The following is a 19,265-nucleotide window of genomic DNA, read 5'->3' on the forward strand; positions in this document are numbered from 1 at the left end:
CATATATGCATAACCTTGATTATTTTTGATATTATATCAAAAAAACTTTTTAGGAATTTATTATGCAAATATATCAAAACAACCATTTGCTTTATAATAATCTAACAAAAAAACTAAGCTCATTTATACCCATAAAATCAACAAGAAGAAAATTAAGAAATCATATCCAATATAAGTTAGAACACCCTAAAGTAGCTAGTTATCTTTCAAGTAACTATATCAATCCTTTTTTAGAAGGAAAAATTCCTCATTTTGATTTTGAAAAAAAACATCATTTTATAAACGATAAAATCATTTGGCAGTTTTGGTATCAAGGTAAAAATCAAGCCTCACCTATGATACAACAATGTTTCAATTCAGTGCAAAATCAAATGAAAGATGACTACACAATCATCATTTTAGATAAAGATAATATAAAAGATTACCTTGATTTTCCACCATACGTTATAAAAAAATTAGAAAATAATTTTTTTGGAGAAAAAACTATAACTTTTTTTTCAGATCTTTTAAGAGTATGTTTGCTTGCAACTTATGGTGGCATATGGTGTGATGCAAGTATATTTTTAAGCTCTAAAATTCCTAGTGAACTTTGCGATAAAGACTTTTTTACCTTTGAAAGATCAAAAATAAAACCTAGCAAAGAAAAATTGAAAAAATTTATTAAAAGTGGATATTTTTCTTATGGATATTTTAATTGGAATGATGATTTTAAGGTTAAAATGCTAAATAGTTTTATAATCTCAAAATCTCATCATAAAAATATCCAAGCTATGAAAGACATACTTATATACTATTGGTCAAATGAGAAAAATTCTAATAACTTTTATTATTTTACTTTTCAAATTATCTTTGAACTTTTAAAAGAACATGGCTTTATAAATGATACTTATAAAAACATGAGCGATATAGAATGTCATTTATTGCAATTTAGCGCCAAAGAAAAATTTAATTCAACTCTTTGGGAAGAAATTCAAAAACAAAGTTTTTTACACAAACTCACGCATTTTAAATCTATAAAAAAAGATTCAATGATAGATAAAATCATCTTGCAAAGTTGATTTTATCTAAAAATACCTTTTATTTTTTGGCAAATTTTCCAAAGATCATAAGGGATTTTTGTCTGGATAAAAGGTTTGATTATAGGTAATTTTTCCTTTAAATTTAAAGGATCTTTTTTAATTTTTTTAATCATCAAAGCCTTTTTTACATAAAAAGGCAAAAAAGCTTCTTTTATGGCTTGAGAATTTTCACTTTTTTGATCTTTAAAAAATTCTATCAACTCCAAAGCTGTTATCATCCTACTTGCTGCTTTTAAATAGTTTTTTGCCTCTTTAGCATTTTCTCCAAAAAATTCATACAAGTCTTTAAAATACTCTGACACATTTGCCTTTGTAACTTTTTTATCATGATTTGATATACTATTTGCCCTCAAACGGCATAAGTACAATCTTTTTGGTAAAATATAGATACTATCAGCACTCGCAAACAAAACCATGCCAAAATGAATATCTTCATTGATGATTTTGTTGATAAATTTAAGTTTTAATTGTTTTAAAAATGAAAAATCTATCATACCACCCCAGCTAAATGAGATATCCCTCGAACCTACTTTTATAGCTTGCTTAGCATAGTCTCTTGGAGTGATAGTGCATTCTTGAGTAAAATTAAATACATTCATTCTTGTTTTTTGACCCTTATCTTCTATACCATCATCATAAATACAAGCATGGTCAAACCATAATACATCTACATTTTGCATTCTTACAACACACTCTTCTATGCAGTTTAACTCCCAATAATTATCAGAATCTAAAAAGATAATATAATCAATCTTTGAAATTTCTAGCTTATCACTCGCTAAAGCATTTTTGTACTTATAAATTTTATAAATATTTTGTGGATTATCGCCAATAATCTTAAAAACATTTAATTCATTTTCTTTTTCAATATATTGTGTTTCATATTCACCATAAAAATATTCTATACCTACATTTCTTGCACTACTCAAACCACCATTTTTTTTATCAAAAAGAGTAATTCTTTTATCTTTTAAAGTATATTCTTTTGCAATATTGAGTGAGTTTTCATCTGTACTACCATCATTTACTAGTATGATTTCTAAATTAGTATAAGTTTGATTAATTACACTATCTAAACATTCTTTTAGATATTTTTCTACATTGTATATGGGGATTACTACGCCTACTTTTTTCATACTTTATCTCCAAGTTGTTTTTTCATTTTTTATAGTTTCAAGATAAATTTGATGATTGATTTCAAGCATATTTTTGCTATTTTCTTCATGGTAAATATGATAAGCTAGGGCATTAAATTTAAGTCTTTTAAACACTCCATTATTAAATAAAAACCTAGCTACAAACTCGCTATCTTCCCTACCCCAGCCTATAAATTTTTCATTAAATCCCTCAATGGCTTCAAAATCACTTTTATAAAAACTCATATTGCAAGTTTTACTACCTTTAACAAGTTGTGATTTTTTAAAAAATTTCTTAGTTAACTTTGAAAATTTATATACACATTTAGCTAAAAAAATATTTCTTTGATTTTTAAAACCCTTTTTGTTAAATGCCAAACTAAAATCATTTTTGCTTAAAAGTTCTTTGCTTTCTTTTTCATTTAAAATAGCTCTTGAGCCTTGTAAAATAGTCTTTAAACTAGCAAATTTTAAATGATCACCGATGAAGTTTTTCTCTAAAATCATATCCCCATCAATTAAGATAATATATTCGCTATTAGAAGCATTAATTGCCTTATTGCGACTTGCCGCAGCACGAAATCCCTCATCTTCTTGCCAAATATGCTCTAACTTACAAGGAAAATCTTTTTGATAAGCTTGTATAAGCTTGGCTGTATCTTCCCTGCTTCCATCATCAGCTATTAAAACCTCATCTGGTAAAGGCTCTAAATTTTTAACGCTATCAAGCACTAAAGCAAGTCTTTCTTTTTGATTATAGGTTGTGATAATCAAAGCACAAGTTTTTGGCTTTTGCTTTTTAAGTTCATATAATTTCATATATTTAAAAAAAGCTCCAAGTCCATTGCAAGTACTTATGATAAAACCTTTATAACCATAAAAAATCCCTTTTTTCAAAACATAATTTCTAAAAAAAGTCCAAATTCCTCTTAGCAATGCCTTGCAAATGCTACTTTCTTTGTGTAAATTTTGCAAAGCCCAAAGCTTAGAGTATTTTTGAAGTTTATCTAACAAACCATCGATATCTTCAAAAGCAAAATGCCTCAAACCATTTTGCAACTTAATTTTTTTACTATCTTCATGTAAAATCAAACTCTCATGCACTAAATTTTCATTAAAACTAGTATGGGTTTTATTAAACACACGCATTACATAATCAGGCCACCACCCACAAGCTTTAATCCATTCTCTATTGTATAAATTTTCTCTTGGTAAGGCTATGATATCTTCTTTATTAGGCTCAATTTGCCCTAACTCTTGTAAAAATTCTTTCTTAGCAAGCTCATCTGCGTCAATATTAAAAATCCAATCATTACCAGCATAACTTATGGCTAAATTTTTCAAAGGCCCAAAGCCTATGAAATTATGTTGATAAATCTTGATATTTTTATAACTTTTACTAAACTCATAAGCAATTTTTAAAGTATCATCATTGCTATCATTTTCTATTAAAACTATCTCGCCAAATTCTTGCAAAGATTCCAAGCAAACCTTTAAGGTTTTTTGAGCATTTTTAACAATCATTATCACACTAATTTGCTTTAAATCCATTTTATATCCTACAAATACAACTCATGATTGTATCTTTTAAATCTCTTATGAAAGAAAAAATACTCATCAGGTTTAAATTTAATCATCTCTTCACAACACTTTGCTTGGTACTTAGTAAGCTCTTCTATACTTGCCTTGCTTGCGTCTAAAGCCTTAAAAGTTTTTACAAAAAATTTCTCATCTTTTTGATACACAAAACAAGGTAAAATCATAGCATTTGTTTTTTTAGCAAGTACACTCGCACCTGCTATGAAATTTACTTCTTGATTAAAATATTGTATTTTTACACTTTCACTATCCACCGCATCTTGATCGGTTAAAATTCCAAGCGATCTACCTTCTTTTAAGGCTTTTAGCATTTTTTTAAGCCCGCCCTTTTTTTCTATAAGCTCTATGTTAAACTGCGTGCGATTTTTACTTAAAATTTTATCCATTACCATACTATCAAGTGCTCTTCCAACTATGGAAATTCCTTGAAACTTAGCCCCAAAAGATAAAGCCAAAAGTTCCCAGTTACCATAATGAGCCGTAGTTACGATCAAAGGTCTTTTACTTTGCATTATATTTAAAATTTGCTCCTCACCATCAAAGTAAATTTTATTGATGATTTCTTCTTTACTTGCATTTTGATTTTTGATAAAATCAATCCCAAATTTAGCAAAATTTTTATAGATATTAAGGCTAGTTTCATCACGCCATTTTTGATCTTTTTCAGGAAAGCAAATTTTTAAGTTTGTGTCAATGATTTTGCGGTGTTTGTGATTAAGCCTATAAGTGATCAAAGCAACCAAATTTGCAAAAGAACTTAAAAGTTTTGAAGGTAAAATCTTCACAAGAGCTTTTAGTATATAAAAAAGGCTTAGATATACATAATTTATCATTTTTCTAAAAGCTCACAAGCTAGTTTAAAAATATCTTTTTCATCGATATTTTGTATGCAAAAATCACTTTTATCTATATGTTTTGAATGCAATATTTTTTTACCTGCATTGATTGTTTTATTGATATTTGTTTCATAAGCATTTCTTTGACTAGGAGTAGCACCAAAAATCGTTATAGAAGGCTTGTTTAGTGCAAAGGCTAAATGAGTAGGCCCGCTATCATTTCCGATAATCAAATCGCTTGCCTTAGTTAAAGCACAAAGCTCACCTAAGCTTAATTTTGGTACAAGTTCTATTTTCAAATGTTTTAAATTTAAAACTATATCTTTAGCAAAATTAAACTCATTAACATTACCCCAACCAAGCATGATTTTTGCACTAGTAAAATACTCTAAAAGCATTCTACAAAGTAGTATTAAACGCTCTTTTGGGTAAATTTTATTAGGCATAGATGAGCCTACATGTATAAGTATATTTGGCGTACTTTCACTTAAAGAAAGCCTTTGTTCTAGCTCTTCTTTTAACTCATCATCTACGCTAAAACAACTTTGTTTTAACTCTATATCGCTATGATCAAAATGCTCATTTAACACATAAGCTACCAAAGAAAGATTACGCACAATAATATTTTCTTCATAATTACACGCAAATTTATGCGTATAAAAATTGCTCGCAAAACCCTCTTTGATACTTTCTTGATCAAAACCAAAAGTATTAGCACATAAAAATTTACTCACTAAAGCAGATTTAATCAAGCCTTGCAAGTCAATCACAACATCATATTTGTTTTGCCTAGCTTCAAAAAGTATTGCAAAAACTTCTTTGAATTTTCTATCTTTTAAAGGCAGGGCATAAACTTCATTGATCATTGGATGATCTTGCAATAATCCTGCAAATCTTGCATCTACAAACCAATCAATACTCGCCTTAGGATAATGCTTTTTAATAAATTGTAAAACAATTACCGCATGGATGATATCTCCAAGTGCGGATAATTTAACCAAACCTATTTTCATATGCTACTTTATTTTTAAATTTTCTGTTATGATTTTAACAAAGATTTTTTAAAAAAAGGTTTATCATGCAAGAATATATTTGCGTTTTTGATTGTGAGAGCATTCCTGATGTAGAATTGATAAAACATCTTTATGATTTTAATGGCGATGATTTAAGCATTAGCAAGCAAGCTTTAGAAAGACAAAAAGAAGAAAGTGGAAGTGAATTTTTACCCCTACCTTTTCATAAAGTTGTAAGCATTTGTGCAGTGATTGCAGATAAATTTGGAAATTTCATCAAAGTCAATAAAATCAAAGGCGAAAATGAACAGCAAATGTTAGAAGAGTTTTTTAACTTCATAGATAAACACCAACCCCGCCTTGTAAGTTTTAATGGTAAAAGCTATGATATGCCTTTGCTTGTTATAAGAGCATTAAAATACAATATCAACGCAAGTGCTTATTTGGACGCAAGCGATAAATGGAATAACTACAAAAGCAAATTTGTAGAAAATAAACATTGTGATTTATTAGAATCTTTAGGAAGTTTTGGTCAAAAAGGATTAAGACTTGACACGCTTTGCGCTATGGCAGGACTTCCTGGAAAGTTTGATGTGCATGGAAATGAAGTATTAGAACTTTTTTATCAAAACAAATTAGAAAAAATTCACGAATATTGTGAAAGCGATGTGTTAAACACCTATATGCTATTTTTAAAATACGAACTCATCAAAGCTAATTTAACCCAAGAAGATTATCTTAATATTTTAGAAAATTTCAAAGAAGAACTTTTGCAAAAACACAGCGATAAAAGCTATCAAAAGCCATTTTTAGAAGCCATAGAAAAAGAAAAGAGCAAGTTTTAAATTAATTAAGAAAAGTATATTAAAATAACTATTATTAAATATCACAAAAAGGATAAAAATGAAAATTTTAATCACCGGTGGCGCAGGATACATAGGCTCTCATACTTTAAAACAATTTTTAGAAACAAATCATGAAATTTGTGTATTAGATAATCTTTCAAAAGGCAGTAAAAAAAGTTTAGATGAACTTTCTAAAATCAGACCTTTTAAGTTTTTTGAGCAAGATTTAAGCGATTATGCTGGGATTAAAAAACTTTTCAAAGAAGAAAAATTTGATGCGATTGTGCATTTTGCAGCTAGCATTGAAGTTCCTGAAAGTATGGAAAATCCTTTAAAATACTATATGAACAATACCGCAAACACAAGTAATCTAATCCAAACTTGTTTAGAAACAGGTGTGAAAAAATTCATTTTTTCTTCAACCGCAGCGACTTATGGAGAGCCACAAACTCCTATCGTAGATGAGCAAAGTCCATTAGCACCGATTAATCCTTATGGACAAAGCAAACTAATGAGTGAAAAAGTCTTACAAGATGCTAATATGGCTAATCCTGAATTTAAATATTGCATTTTAAGATACTTCAATGTAGCAGGTGCTTGTATGAGTTATCCTATAGGACAACGCTATCCAAAAGCTACTTTGCTCATCAAGGTTGCTGCTGAAGTAGCCACAGGAAAAAGAGAAAAACTTTATATTTTTGGCGATGATTATAATACTAAAGATGGCACTTGTATTAGAGATTTTATCCATGTTGATGATATTTCAAGTGCGCATTTAGCTGCTTTAGAATACTTAGAAAACAATGAAAGTAATATTTTCAATGTAGGCTATGGACATGGCTTTAGCGTAAAAGAAGTTATTGAAACTATGAAAAAAGTAAGTGGGGTAGATTTTACAGTAGAACTTGCACCAAAAAGAGCTGGGGATCCTTCTGTGCTTATTTCAAATGCGGATAAAATCAAAACTCTAACCAACTGGAAACCAAAATATGATGATTTAGAATTAATCTGCAAAAGTGCTTATGAGTGGGAAAAGCAGTGTTAAAAAAACTTTTTTTCATACTCAATGCTCATGATAAGAAATTTTTATTTGCTTTGCTAATTTTTTCTATTTTTATAGGATTTATAGAAAGCTTTGCTATTTCTTTAATCATGCCTTTTGTATCGGTAGCGAGTAATTTTGAGCTTTTAGAAAAAAGTTCCTATTTTCAACCTATATATGAGTATTTAAATTTACCAAGTTATAAGATTATTGCTTATTTTGGCTGTATATTAATCGCCTTTTATATTTTTAGAGCCTTTTTAAATGCCTTTTATTTTCATTTGCTTGCGCGTTTTTCTAAAGGGCGTTACCACAGCCTTGCTTGTCGTATTTTTGATAAATACCTACACCTTGAATATGAAAATTTTACTAACAAAAATCAATCAGAACTTTTAAAAACTATCACTCAAGAAGTATTTCATTTAAGCACTTTAATTAGCGCTTTTTTACTTATGCTAAGTGAAAGCTTTGTGGTGTTTTTACTTTATACTTTATTGCTAATTATCAACTATAAAATCACCCTAGCTTTAAGTGCTTTTTTACTTTTAAATGCTTTTATTTTGATTAAAATCCTCTCGCCCTTAGTAAAAAAAGCTTCCATAGCTAGAGAAGAAGCAATGAAAAATTATTTTGAAATTTTAAATGCAAATTTAAACAACCTTAAAATCATCAAACTCAAAACCAAAGAACAAAGCACACAAAAGCTTTATGAAATTCAAAGTGGGCTTTTTGCCAAAGCAAATATTAGCAATGAAAGCATGTCAAGCATTCCTAGAATTTACCTTGAAGGTATAGGTTTTTGTATGCTTTGTTTTATTGTGGTGTATTTAGTTTTAAGATATGAAAGTGATATTTCATCTATCTTAGCAACTATTACTATTTTTGTGGTGGCTCTTTATAGGCTTATGCCAAGTGCTAATCGTATCATCACAAGTTATAATGAAATCACATATTATAAAAACTCTTTAGATATTATTTATAATATGCTCAATGAAAAAGAAGAAAAGCTAGGTGATGAAAATATTGAATTTAAAGAAAAAATCGTTTTAAAAAATCTTTTCTTTGCTTATAAGGGTAAGAAAAACTTATTTAAAAATTTAAATTTTGAGCTTAATAAAAATGAAAAAATCGCTTTTATAGGTAAAAGTGGAAGTGGTAAAAGTACTTTAGTTGATCTTATCATAGGACTTTTAAAACCAAGTGATGGAGCTATTTTTGTAGATGGAATTAAGCTTGATGAGAGCAATATAAAAAGTTTTAGAAGTAAAATTGGCTACATACCTCAACAAATTTATCTTTTTAATGATTCTATTGCTAAAAATATTAGCTTTGGAGAAGAAGTAGATGAAGCGCTTTTACACAAAGTGATCAAACAAGCTAATCTTGAAAGCTTTGTAAATTCACTTGAAGATGGAGTGCATACTAAGGTAGGTGATTCAGGTTCGTTTTTAAGTGGAGGCCAAAGACAAAGAATAGCCATAGCAAGAGCACTTTATCAACAACCTGAAATTTTAGTTTTAGATGAAGCAACTAGTGCTCTTGATCAAGAAAGTGAAGCAAAAATCATGGAAGAAATCTATAAAATTTCAAAAGATAAAACCCTCATCATCATAGCCCATAGGCTCTCAACTATACAAGGTTGTGATAGAGTATTTGAAGTAAAACATGGGCATTTAAAGGAACAAGTATGAAAATCACTTTCATCATAGCTACTTTAAATTCAGGCGGTGCTGAAAGAGTATTAGTCACTTTAGCTAATGAACTTTGCAAAAATCATGAAATAAATATTATTAAATTTCACAAAGAAGACTCTTTTTACAAGCTTGAGCCAAAAATCAAACTTTTTACCCTAGAGCAGTTTGACTTTTCCACTCTTTATAATAAAATAGCCTCACGCATTAAAAAATTCAAAGCCTTAAAACAAGCACTTAAAGACCACAAAAGCGATGTTTTTATCTCATTTTTAGATACAACTAATATTGCTTGCATTTGGGCAAATAAAGGCTCCAATATACCTTTAATTATTAGCGAGCATAGCTCTTATACTTATTTAAAATCTAAAATTTGGAAGTTTTTACGCCGTATAAGTTTTCCTCATGCAAATGCTCTAACTGTGCTAAGTAATGATGATAAAAATTACTATGAAAACTTTGTTAAAAAAGTTATCAATATGCCAAATCCTTGTCATTTTAGCCCTATTAAAGAAAATTTAGAAAAAGAAAATAATGTCATTTTTGTAGGCAGACTTGATCATAATAAAAATGCTTCTATGTTTTTAAAAGCCATAGCAAGACTAGATACAAATTTACAAAAACAATACAACTTTTTCATAGCAGGCGATGGAGAATTAAGACAAGATTTAGAACAAGAAGCCAAGAATTTAAATATCAAAGTTAATTTTCTAGGTAAAGTTGAAAATATGCAAGAACTTTATAAAAAAGCAAAAATAATCTGCCTTTGCTCTTTCATAGAAGGCTTGCCAACGGTTTTGCTTGAAAGTTTATATTATCAAGTAGCACGCATTAGCACTAAATACACAAGTGGCCATAAAGATTTAATTGATGATGGAAAAGATGGATTTTTGGTAGATTTAGATGATGAAAAAGCTTTAAGCGAAAAACTCGCCCTTTTAATGCAAGATGAAAATTTAAGAAAAACACTAGCGCTTAATGCACAGCAGCGATGTAAAGATTATGAAGTGACCAATGTAGCACAAAAATGGCTTGATTTAATCAAAGAAGTAAGGGTTTAAAATGAAAAAACTAGCAATTTTTATTTATTCTTTAGGAAGTGGTGGCGCTGAAAGGGTTGTATCTACGCTATTACCTGTGTTAAATTTAAAATATGAAATACATTTAATTTTAATGAATGATAAAATATCATATGATATTCCTGAAGTTAATATCCACTACCTTGAAAAATCAAATCCAAGTGAAAGTAACTTAGCTAAATTTTTAAAACTACCATTGCTAGCTATAAAATACAAAAAGCTTTGTGAAGATTTAAAAATCAATTTGCAATTTGTATTATTAAACAGACCTAATTATATTGCATTAATGGCAAAATCCCTAGGACTTAAGTCAACCCTTATTATCAATGAATGCACCACTCCAAGTGTGATTTATAAACATAATAATCTAAATTCTTTTATCAATAAATTTCTTATTAAAAAACTTTATAATAAGGCAGATTTAATCTTAGCAAATTCTATAGGAAACAAAGAAGATTTAATACAAAATTTCAACATAGAGGCTAAAAAATGCGATATTTTATACAATGCCATAGACTTAGAAAACATTATAGAAAAATCTAAAGAAAAAATAGACTTTAAAGATCCTTTTATATTAAGCGTTGGTAGGCTTGATCGTGGTAAAAATCATGCTATGCTTATAAGAGCTTATGCAAAGGTTAAAACTGATTTAAAATTAGTCATTTTAGGCGAGGGCATTTTAAAAGATGAGCTTTTAGCTTTAATAGAAACTTTAAATTTAAAAGATAAAGTCTTTTTACTAGGTTTTGATAAAAATCCTTATAAATACATGAGCAAATGTGACTTTTTTGCTTTTGCTTCAAGTTTTGAAGGCTTTTCTAATGTTTTAATCGAATGCCTAGCTTGTAATACTGCCGTACTTTGCACTGATCATAAAAGTGGCGCAAGGGAGCTATTTTTAGATGATGAGTTTGGACTTTTAGTAAAAGTAGATGATGAAAAAGCCATGCAAGAAGGCTTAGAGAAAATGTGCAATGATGAAGCATTAAAAGCTTCATATAGACAAAAGGCTTTTTTGCGTGCAAAAGAATTTGATAAAATTAGCATAGCAAAGCAATTATTTGAATTTTTCAACAAGGCATAAAATGAAACTACAACAAAATTTCACTGATAATAATTCTATAAAATATACCTGTATTTTAATCCTTATAGCCTTTGCTTTTAGTGTTTTGTGTAGGTTATACTGGGTAGCTTGGGCAAGTGAGTTTTATGAGTTTTTCTTTAATGATCAACTTATGATTACTACTAATGATGGCTATGCGTTTGCAGAAGGTGCAAGGGATATGATAGCAGGTTTTCATCAACCCAATGACTTATCTTATTTTGGAAGCTCACTTTCTACTTTAACTTATTGGCTTTATAGTATTTTACCTTTTAGCTTTGAAAGTATTATTTTATATATGAGTACTTTTTTTGCTTCTTTGATTGTTGTGCCTATTATATTAATCGCAAGAGAGTATAAACTCACTACCTATGGCTTTATAGCAGCCTTACTTGGAAGCATTGCAAATAGTTATTATAACCGCACTATGAGTGGGTATTATGATACAGATATGCTAGTGTTAGTTTTACCAATGCTTATTTTGCTTACCTTTATACGCTTAACTATTAATAAAGACATTTTTACCCTACTTTTAAGTCCGGTTTTCATCATGATTTATTTGTGGTGGTATCCATCGAGTTATTCTTTAAATTTTGCCATGATAGGACTTTTTGGACTTTATACTTTAGTATTTCATAGAAAAGAAAAGATTTTTTATCTAGCTATTGCTTTGATGATCATAGCTTTAAGTATGCTAGCATGGCAATATAAACTTGCTTTGATTGTATTATTATTTGCTATTTTTGCTTTTAAAGAAGAAAAAATTAATTTTTATATGATTTGGGCTTTGATTTTTATTAGCATTTTGATTTTACATTTAAGTGGTGGCTTAGATCCTGTTTTATATCAAATTAAATTTTATGTTTTTAAAGCTTCTGATGTGCAAAATTTAAAAGATGCTGCCTTTATGTATTTTAATGTCAATGAAACCATTATGGAAGTAAATACTATCGATCCTGAAGTGTTTATGCAAAGAATTAGTTCTAGTGTTTTAGTATTTATCCTTTCTTTTATAGGTTTTATCTTGCTTTGCAAAGATCACAAAAGTATGCTTTTGGCTCTACCTATGCTTGCACTAGGTTTTATGGCTTTAAGAGCTGGACTTAGATTTACCATTTATGCAGTTCCTGTGATGGCTTTGGGTTTTGGGTATTTTTTATATGCTTTTTTTAATTTTTTAGAAAAAAAACAAATCAAACTTAGTCTAAGAAATAAAAATATCTTACTCATACTCATTGCATTTTTTAGTATAAGCCCTGCTTTGATGCATATTTATTATTATAAATCCTCTACTGTTTTTACTTCTTATGAAGCTAGTATTTTAAATGATTTAAAAAATAAAGCTCAAAGAGAAGATTATGTCGTTGCTTGGTGGGATTATGGTTATCCAATACGCTATTATAGCGATGTAAAAACCTTGATCGATGGTGGAAAACACCTAGGAAAAGATAATTTTTTCTCATCTTTTGTATTAAGCAAAGAACAAATTCCAGCAGCTAATATGGCAAGACTTAGCGTAGAATACACTGAAAAATCTTTCAAAGAAAACTACCCTGATGTTTTAAAAGCTATGGTTAAAGATTATAACCAAACAAGTGCTAAAGATTTTTTAGAAAGTTTAAATGATAAAGATTTTAAATTTGATACCAATAAAACAAGAGATGTATATATTTATATGCCTTATAGAATGTTGCGTATCATGCCTGTGGTGGCACAATTTGCAAATACAAATCCTGACAATGGAGAGCAAGAAAAAAGTTTATTTTTCTCCCAAGCTAATGCCATAGCTCAAGATAAAACAACAGGTTCTGTTATGCTTGATAATGGAGTAGAAATTATTAATGATTTTAGAGCTTTAAAACTAGAAGGTACAACTATACCTTTAAAAGCTTTTGTAGATATAGAATCCATCACTAATGGTAAATTTTATTACAATGAAATTGATTCAAAGGCTCAAATTTATTTACTCTTTTTAAGAGAATACAAAAGCTTTGTGATTTTAGATGAAAATCTTTATAATAGTGCCTACATACAAATGTTTTTATTAAATCAATACGATCAAGATTTATTTGAACAAGTCACTAATGATGCAAGAGCAAAAATTTATAGGTTAAAAAGATGAAAATAGGAATTTTAACCCATAGTGCAATGAGTGTGTATTATTTTCGTCTTACACTCATTAGGGCTTTAGAAAAAAATAATCATGAAGTTATAATCATCACTCCAAAAGATGATTTTGCTATTAGGTTACAAGAGCTAGGCTATAAGGTTTGCTTTTATGATTTAGCTAGATCAAGTGTTAATCCTTTAATTGTTTTTAAAAATTTACTTAGTTTAAAAAATACACTCAAAAGTTTAAATTTAGATCTTTTACAAACAAGTGCTCACAAAAGCAATACAACAGGTATTATAGCAGCTAAAATGGCGGGTGTTAAATACACTTTTGGTTTAGTTGAGGGCTTAGGAAGTTTTTATATAGATGATGATTTTAAAAGCAAATTAGTAAGAATGAGCATTAATTTACTTTATAAAATTTCTTTTAAACTTGCTAATGGTTTTATTTTTGTCAATGAAAGCAATGCTTTATTTATGAAAAATTTAGGCTTAAAAGAAGAAAAAATCAAAATCATCAAATCTGTAGGCCTAAATTTAAAACAATTTTTACCTTTAAAAATTAGCACAGAAGAAAAACAAGCTTTTTTAAAAGAACACAATATGCCTGATAAACCTATCGTTTTAATGATTTCAAGAGCACTTTGGCATAAAGGAATTAAAGAATTTTATGAAGCAAGCCAAATTTTAAAAGATAAGGCAAATTTTGTTTTAGTAGGTGGAAGAGATGATAATAAATCTTGCGCACCATTAGAATTTTTAAACTCAAATGATGTTTTTTATCTTGGTGCAAGAAGTGATATTGCACATTTATTAAATTTATGCGATATTTTTGTTTTACCAAGTTATAAAGAAGGCTATCCAAGAACGGTTTTAGAAGCACAAGCTTGTAAAAAAGCATGCGTGGTAAGCGATGCTGAGGGTTGCATTGAAGCAGTGGATAATGCCATAGATGGTTTAATTTGTAAAAGCAAAGATAGCAAGGATTTAGCTGAAAAAATCGCGGTTTTATTAGAAGATGAAAAACTAAAAAATACTTTAGCGCAAAATGCTTTTCTTAGAGCACAAAATTATGATGAAAATATCATAGCTTTGAAATATCTTGACTTTTATAGGGGTTTTACAAATGTATAAAAATGGTTTAAAGCGTGTTTTTGACTTTTTTTTGGCTTTGATTTTATTGATTATTTTTTTACCCTTTATAGTGCTTATAGGTATTGTTTTAAAAATCGTTCAAGGAAGTGTGCTTTTTAAACAAGCAAGACCAGGATTAAATGAAAAAATTTTTTATATTTACAAATTTAAAACTATGAGTGATGAAACCGATGAAAATGGAGAATTACTTCCTGATGAATTACGCTTAAAGCCTTTTGGTAAGCTAGTTAGAAGCTTGAGTTTAGATGAATTACCACAGCTTTTTAATGTATTAAAAGGCGATATGAGCTTCATAGGCCCAAGACCTTTACTTGTAGAATACTTACCCTTATACAATCAAGAACAAAAAAAACGCCACGATGTAAGACCAGGCATTACAGGTTGGGCACAGATTAATGGACGCAATGCTATTTCTTGGGAGCAAAAATTTAAATATGATGTAGAATATGTGCAAAATTGCTCTTTTTTATTTGACCTTAAAATCTTTTTTATGACCATTATTAAAGTTTTAAAAAGAAGTGGGGTTAATAAAGAAGGAGTAGCTACAACGGATAAATTCAATGGACACAACTAAAAGTATTTATATATATGGTTCTAGTGGGCATGGTTTAGTCTGTGCTGATGTAGCTAGAAATTTAGGATATGAAAAAATCGTCTTTTTGGATGATAATAAAGGCTTAAAATATCACTCCGACTTAGAAAAACACGATATGTTTATTGCTATTGGTGCAAACTCTATTAGAGAAAAACTTTTCAAAAAAGCAAAAGATGATGGATTTAGATTAGTTAATTTGATACACAAAAGTGCTATTATTAGCCCAAGTGCTTTTTTAGATGATGAGGGTATTTTGATCATGCCAAATGTCGTAGTTAATGCTAAAGCTAGTATAGCAAAAGGTGTGATTTTAAATACTGCTTGTGTGATTGAGCATGAGTGTTTTGTAGATGAGTTTAGCCATATTAGCGTTGGAGCTAAACTAACAGGAAATGTAAAAATAGGAAAACGTTGTTTTTTAGGAGTTAATTCAAGTGTTATTCCTTGTATAAGTTTAAATGATGATATAACTTTAGGTGCGGGAGCGGTTGTGGTTAAAAACTTAACTTCTAAAGGCATTTATGCTGGAGTTCCTGCTAAGAAAATAAAGGAGGTAAAATGAGATTTTTTCTATCAGCGCCACATATGAGCGGAAAAGAATTAGAATACATACATAAAGCTTTTGAAAGTAATTATATAGCACCTTTGGGTGAGTTTGTTAATGCCTTAGAACAAAGTATTAAAGATTATACAAAAAGCTCTAATGCACTTGCTCTAAATGCAGCCACTGCAGCCATTCATCTAGCTTTAAGAGTTTTGGGCATCAAAGAAGGCGATGTGGTTTTAGCTTCAAGTTTTACTTTTATTGCTTCAGTAGCGCCTATTTCTTACATGAATGCTACGCCTGTATTTATTGATTGTGATGAAACTTATAATTTAGATGTAAATTTATTAAAAAAAGCTATCAAAGAAAGTCCTAAAAAGCCAAAAGCTCTCATTTTAACACACCTTTATGGTAATGCTTCTAAAATGGATGAGATTATCCAAATTTGTAAAGAAAATGAGATTTTTTTAATCGAAGATGCTGCTGAAGCTTTGGGAAGTTTTTACAAAAATAAAGCTTTAGGTACTTTTGGGGATTTTGGAATATATTCTTTCAATGGTAATAAAATCATCACAACAGGTGGTGGTGGCATGCTTGTGAGTGAAAATCATGCTAATCTTGAAAAAGCAAGATTTTATAGTACCCAAGCTAGAGAAAATTGCCTTCATTATGAGCATAAAGAATATGGCTATAATTATAGAATGAGTAATATCTTAGGTGCAATCGGCACTGCTCAAATGGAAGTTTTAGAAGAAAGAGTAAGTAAAAAGCGTGAAATTTATAGCTGGTATAAAGAATTTTTAAGCGGGACTTTTACTTTTTTAGATGAGCTTGAAAATACCAAGTCAAATCGCTGGCTAAGCACTGCTTTACTTGATTTTGATTTAAATAAACTTAATACCTATGAAAAACATTGTATATGTGAAAATAAAAATGTTCAAATTCAAGATAAAATTTTAAAAATCATACAAGTTTTAAAAGATAATAAAATCGAAAGCCGTCCACTTTGGAAACCTATGCATTTGCAAGAACTTTACAAAGGATGCGATGCTTACTTAAATGGTAATAGTGAGTTTTTCTTTAGTAACGGAATTTGCCTTCCAAGTGCAACTACTATGAGTAAAGCCGATGTAGAGGAAGTTTCTACTTTAATCTTAAACACCTTAAAGGACTAAGATGGATTATAAAAGCAAACGTTTAGGTTTTTTCCTAGGCGCTGATATTTTACTTTTTGTTATAAGTATTTATTTGTCTTTTTCTTTACGCTTTAGTGCAGATATCCCAAGTGAATTTTATGAAGGTATGTTTAAAAGTGCTGTGATTTTGATTTTACTTAAAATCATTTTTCTAGCTTTTTTTAGAATTTATCAAGTTGCTTGGAGATTTTTCTCACTTAATGAAGCGCGTAAATTAGTTATTGCTTTAGCTTTGGCTGAGCTTGTATTTTTAGCAATTTATTATTTTTATGATGATTTTTTTAATCCTTTTCCAAGAAGCGTTATAGGAATAGACTTCGTTTTATCTTGTATGTTAATTGGAAGTTTGCGTATAAGCAAAAGAATGATAGTTGATTTTAGAAAGCCAAAATATAATGAAGAACATCCTTGTATAGTAGTTGGTGCTACTTCAAAGGCTTTGCATTTATTAAAAGGAGCTAAAGAAGGGAGCTTAGGACTTTTTCCTGTAGCTGTGGTAGATGAGCGTAAAAATTTAATAGGTACTTATTGTGATAAATTTATAGTTGAAGAAAAAGAAGCAATTAGAAAATATACCGCTGAAGGTATTCATACTGCTATCATTGCTTTAAAACTTGAGCAAGAAGAACTTAAAAAGCTTTTTGATGAGCTTATTGCTTATGGGATTAATGATATAAAACTTTTTTCTTTTACGCAAAATGAAGCAAGAGATATAAGCATTGAAGATTTATTAGCGCGTAAGCCAAAAGATTTAGATAATGCTTGTGTGATTGATTTTATCAAAGATAAAATAGTTTTAGTTAGTGGAGCTGGTGGAACTATAGGAAGTGAGCTTTGTAAACAATGTATTAAATTTGGTGCAAAACACTTAATCATGCTTGATCATAGCGAGTATAATTTATATAAAATCAATGAAGAATTAAGCTTACATAAAGAAAAAATCGAGCCTATTATGATGAGTATATTAGACAAAGAAGCTTTAGAAAAACTTTTACAAGAAAAAAACATAGATTTGATCTTACACGCAGCAGCCTACAAGCACGTGCCTTTGTGTGAGCAAAATCCACATTCAGCTATTTTAAATAACATCATAGGTACTAAAAATTTAATCGATCTTGCAAAAACTTACAAGGTTGCCAAATTTGTTATGATAAGTACTGATAAAGCTGTAAGACCAACTAATATCATGGGTTGTACAAAAAGAATTTGTGAGCTTTATGCGCTAAGTTCAAGTTGTGAAAATTTTGAAGTAGCTTGTGTGCGTTTTGGTAATGTTTTAGGCTCAAGTGGAAGTGTTATACCTAAATTTAAAGCTCAAATTGCAGCTAATGAGCCACTTACTCTTACTCATCCTGATATAGTACGTTATTTTATGCTAGTAGATGAGGCTGTGCAACTTGTTTTACAAGCTGCGGCTATTGCAAAAGGTGGGGAGTTATTTGTGCTTGATATGGGCGAGCCTGTTAAAATCATGGATTTAGCTAAAAAAATGCTTTTACTTTCTAATAAAAAGTTAGAAATTAAAATCACTGGACTAAGAAAAGGCGAAAAACTTTATGAAGAACTTTTAATCCATGAAGATGATTTAAAAACTCAATATGAAAGTATATTTGTTACCACTAGTGAAATTAAAGATTTGAAAATTTTAAATCAAGAAATAGAAAGATTACTCCAAAGTACAGATCCTGCAAAAGTTTTAAAGGAAATTGTGCCTGAGTTTAATCATAACAAAAACGGAGAGTGATTAAATTCTAATTTTATTTTTAAATGATATAATACATACTTTTAATTGATTAATAAAAATAAAAACGATACAATTACACTTTTATGTAATTATATCAAGACAAAGGAAAAAAAGTGAAGTTATTAGTAGTTGATGATAGTTCTACCATGAGAAGAATAATCAAAAACACTCTTGTAAGATTAGGCCATAAAGATGTTTTAGAAGCTGAACATGGAGTTGAAGCTTGGGATTTGCTTTCACAAAATGATGATATTAAAATTTTAATTACCGACTGGAATATGCCTGAAATGAACGGCTTAGAACTAGTAAAAAAAGTAAGAGCGGAAGAAAAATACGCTGATATGCCTATTATTATGGTAACCACAGAAGGCGGTAAGGCAGAAGTTATTACAGCTTTAAAAGCAGGTGTAAACAACTATATCGTAAAACCTTTTACACCTCAAGTATTAAAAGAAAAACTTGAAGATGTTTTAGGAACAAACGAAGGCTAATTATAA

16 protein-coding genes and 1 pseudogene are annotated in these 19,265 nt (G+C 29.3%); 13 read left to right on the forward strand and 4 right to left on the reverse strand.

All coding sequences use genetic code 11. The features are described 5' to 3' along the window. Positions 1 to 62 precede the first annotated feature (62 nt). Positions 63 to 1,058: a capsular polysaccharide synthesis protein gene (locus tag CAMP5060_RS05150; protein ID WP_337218013.1), complete on the forward strand. Its 996-nt coding sequence runs from the start codon at positions 63 to 65 to the stop codon at positions 1,056 to 1,058. Here CAMP5060_RS05150 and CAMP5060_RS05155 read toward each other — a convergent pair. The 4 genes and pseudogenes from CAMP5060_RS05155 to waaC form a co-directional block, all read right to left on the reverse strand. Beyond that, positions 1,042 to 2,215, reverse strand: a pseudogene (locus tag CAMP5060_RS05155) (glycosyltransferase family 2 protein). The gene CAMP5060_RS05150 and the pseudogene CAMP5060_RS05155 sit on opposite strands and share 17 nt — an antisense overlap. 3 nt (positions 2,216 to 2,218) lie before the next feature. Continuing rightward, complete coding sequence (locus CAMP5060_RS05160; RefSeq protein WP_337218014.1) at positions 2,219 to 3,766, reverse strand: glycosyltransferase family 2 protein; 1,548 nt, start codon at positions 3,764 to 3,766, stop codon at positions 2,219 to 2,221. A gap of 8 nt (positions 3,767 to 3,774) precedes the next feature. Continuing rightward, positions 3,775 to 4,647: a lipid A biosynthesis lauroyl acyltransferase gene (locus tag CAMP5060_RS05165; protein ID WP_337218015.1), complete on the reverse strand. Its 873-nt coding sequence runs from the start codon at positions 4,645 to 4,647 to the stop codon at positions 3,775 to 3,777. Next, positions 4,644 to 5,663 (reverse strand): lipopolysaccharide heptosyltransferase I, encoded by a 1,020-nt coding sequence (gene waaC / locus CAMP5060_RS05170; protein WP_337218016.1) that lies wholly within the window; start codon positions 5,661 to 5,663, stop codon positions 4,644 to 4,646. Before waaC ends, CAMP5060_RS05165 begins: the two co-directional genes overlap by 4 nt. 65 nt (positions 5,664 to 5,728) lie before the next feature. Between waaC and CAMP5060_RS05175 the strand changes: the two genes are divergently transcribed. From CAMP5060_RS05175 to CAMP5060_RS05230, 12 genes are all read left to right on the forward strand, one after another. Beyond that, the gene (locus CAMP5060_RS05175; protein ID WP_337217109.1) at positions 5,729 to 6,508 is read left to right on the forward strand and encodes a 3'-5' exonuclease; all 780 of its coding nucleotides are present in this window, start codon (positions 5,729 to 5,731) and stop codon (positions 6,506 to 6,508) included. A 58-nt stretch (positions 6,509 to 6,566) separates the two neighbouring features. Further along, positions 6,567 to 7,553 carry a UDP-glucose 4-epimerase GalE gene (gene galE, locus CAMP5060_RS05180; RefSeq protein WP_039626879.1) on the forward strand — a complete coding sequence of 329 codons (987 nt, stop codon included), beginning with the start codon at positions 6,567 to 6,569 and terminating at the stop codon, positions 7,551 to 7,553. Further along, positions 7,547 to 9,241 carry a BC-type lipopolysaccharide transporter PglK gene (gene pglK / locus CAMP5060_RS05185; RefSeq protein ID WP_337218017.1) on the forward strand — a complete coding sequence of 565 codons (1,695 nt, stop codon included), beginning with the start codon at positions 7,547 to 7,549 and terminating at the stop codon, positions 9,239 to 9,241. Before galE ends, pglK begins: the two co-directional genes overlap by 7 nt. Next, positions 9,238 to 10,302: a GalNAc-alpha-(1->4)-GalNAc-alpha-(1->3)-diNAcBac-PP-undecaprenol alpha-1,4-N-acetyl-D-galactosaminyltransferase gene (gene pglH / locus CAMP5060_RS05190; RefSeq protein ID WP_214135956.1), complete on the forward strand. Its 1,065-nt coding sequence runs from the start codon at positions 9,238 to 9,240 to the stop codon at positions 10,300 to 10,302. The genes pglK and pglH overlap by 4 nt, the downstream gene beginning before the upstream one ends. A 1-nt stretch (position 10,303) precedes the next feature. Further along, on the forward strand, positions 10,304 to 11,404 hold the full coding sequence (pglJ, locus tag CAMP5060_RS05195) for an N-acetylgalactosamine-N,N'-diacetylbacillosaminyl-diphospho-undecaprenol 4-alpha-N-acetylgalactosaminyltransferase (RefSeq protein ID WP_337218018.1): 1,101 nt from the start codon (positions 10,304 to 10,306) through the stop codon (positions 11,402 to 11,404). Position 11,405: 1 nt separating this feature from the next. Beyond that, the gene (gene pglB / locus CAMP5060_RS05200; protein WP_214135954.1) at positions 11,406 to 13,544 is read left to right on the forward strand and encodes an undecaprenyl-diphosphooligosaccharide--protein glycotransferase; all 2,139 of its coding nucleotides are present in this window, start codon (positions 11,406 to 11,408) and stop codon (positions 13,542 to 13,544) included. Beyond that, a complete protein-coding gene (gene pglA, locus CAMP5060_RS05205) occupies positions 13,541 to 14,668 on the forward strand; it encodes a N,N'-diacetylbacillosaminyl-diphospho-undecaprenol alpha-1,3-N-acetylgalactosaminyltransferase (protein ID WP_337218019.1) in 1,128 nt (375 codons plus the stop codon). The genes pglB and pglA overlap by 4 nt, the downstream gene beginning before the upstream one ends. Further along, entirely contained in the window at positions 14,661 to 15,263 is a 603-nt protein-coding gene (gene pglC, locus CAMP5060_RS05210; protein WP_039626890.1) for an undecaprenyl phosphate N,N'-diacetylbacillosamine 1-phosphate transferase, read from the forward strand. Before pglA ends, pglC begins: the two co-directional genes overlap by 8 nt. Next, positions 15,250 to 15,846: a UDP-N-acetylbacillosamine N-acetyltransferase gene (pglD, locus tag CAMP5060_RS05215; RefSeq protein WP_214135951.1), complete on the forward strand. Its 597-nt coding sequence runs from the start codon at positions 15,250 to 15,252 to the stop codon at positions 15,844 to 15,846. The genes pglC and pglD overlap by 14 nt, the downstream gene beginning before the upstream one ends. Next, entirely contained in the window at positions 15,843 to 17,003 is a 1,161-nt protein-coding gene (gene pglE / locus CAMP5060_RS05220) for a UDP-N-acetylbacillosamine transaminase (protein ID WP_087699233.1), read from the forward strand. The genes pglD and pglE overlap by 4 nt, the downstream gene beginning before the upstream one ends. Before the next feature lies 1 nt (position 17,004). Next, positions 17,005 to 18,768: a UDP-N-acetylglucosamine 4,6-dehydratase (configuration-retaining) gene (gene pglF / locus CAMP5060_RS05225; RefSeq protein WP_214125766.1), complete on the forward strand. Its 1,764-nt coding sequence runs from the start codon at positions 17,005 to 17,007 to the stop codon at positions 18,766 to 18,768. A 113-nt stretch (positions 18,769 to 18,881) separates the two neighbouring features. After that, positions 18,882 to 19,259, forward strand: a complete 378-nt coding sequence (locus CAMP5060_RS05230) for a chemotaxis response regulator CheY (RefSeq protein ID WP_039619063.1) — start codon at positions 18,882 to 18,884, stop codon at positions 19,257 to 19,259. The last annotated feature ends 6 nt before the right edge of the window (positions 19,260 to 19,265 follow it).

The organism is Campylobacter sp. 1569 (genome assembly GCF_024723675.1).
GTDB lineage: Bacteria > Campylobacterota > Campylobacteria > Campylobacterales > Campylobacteraceae > Campylobacter_D > Campylobacter_D jejuni_C.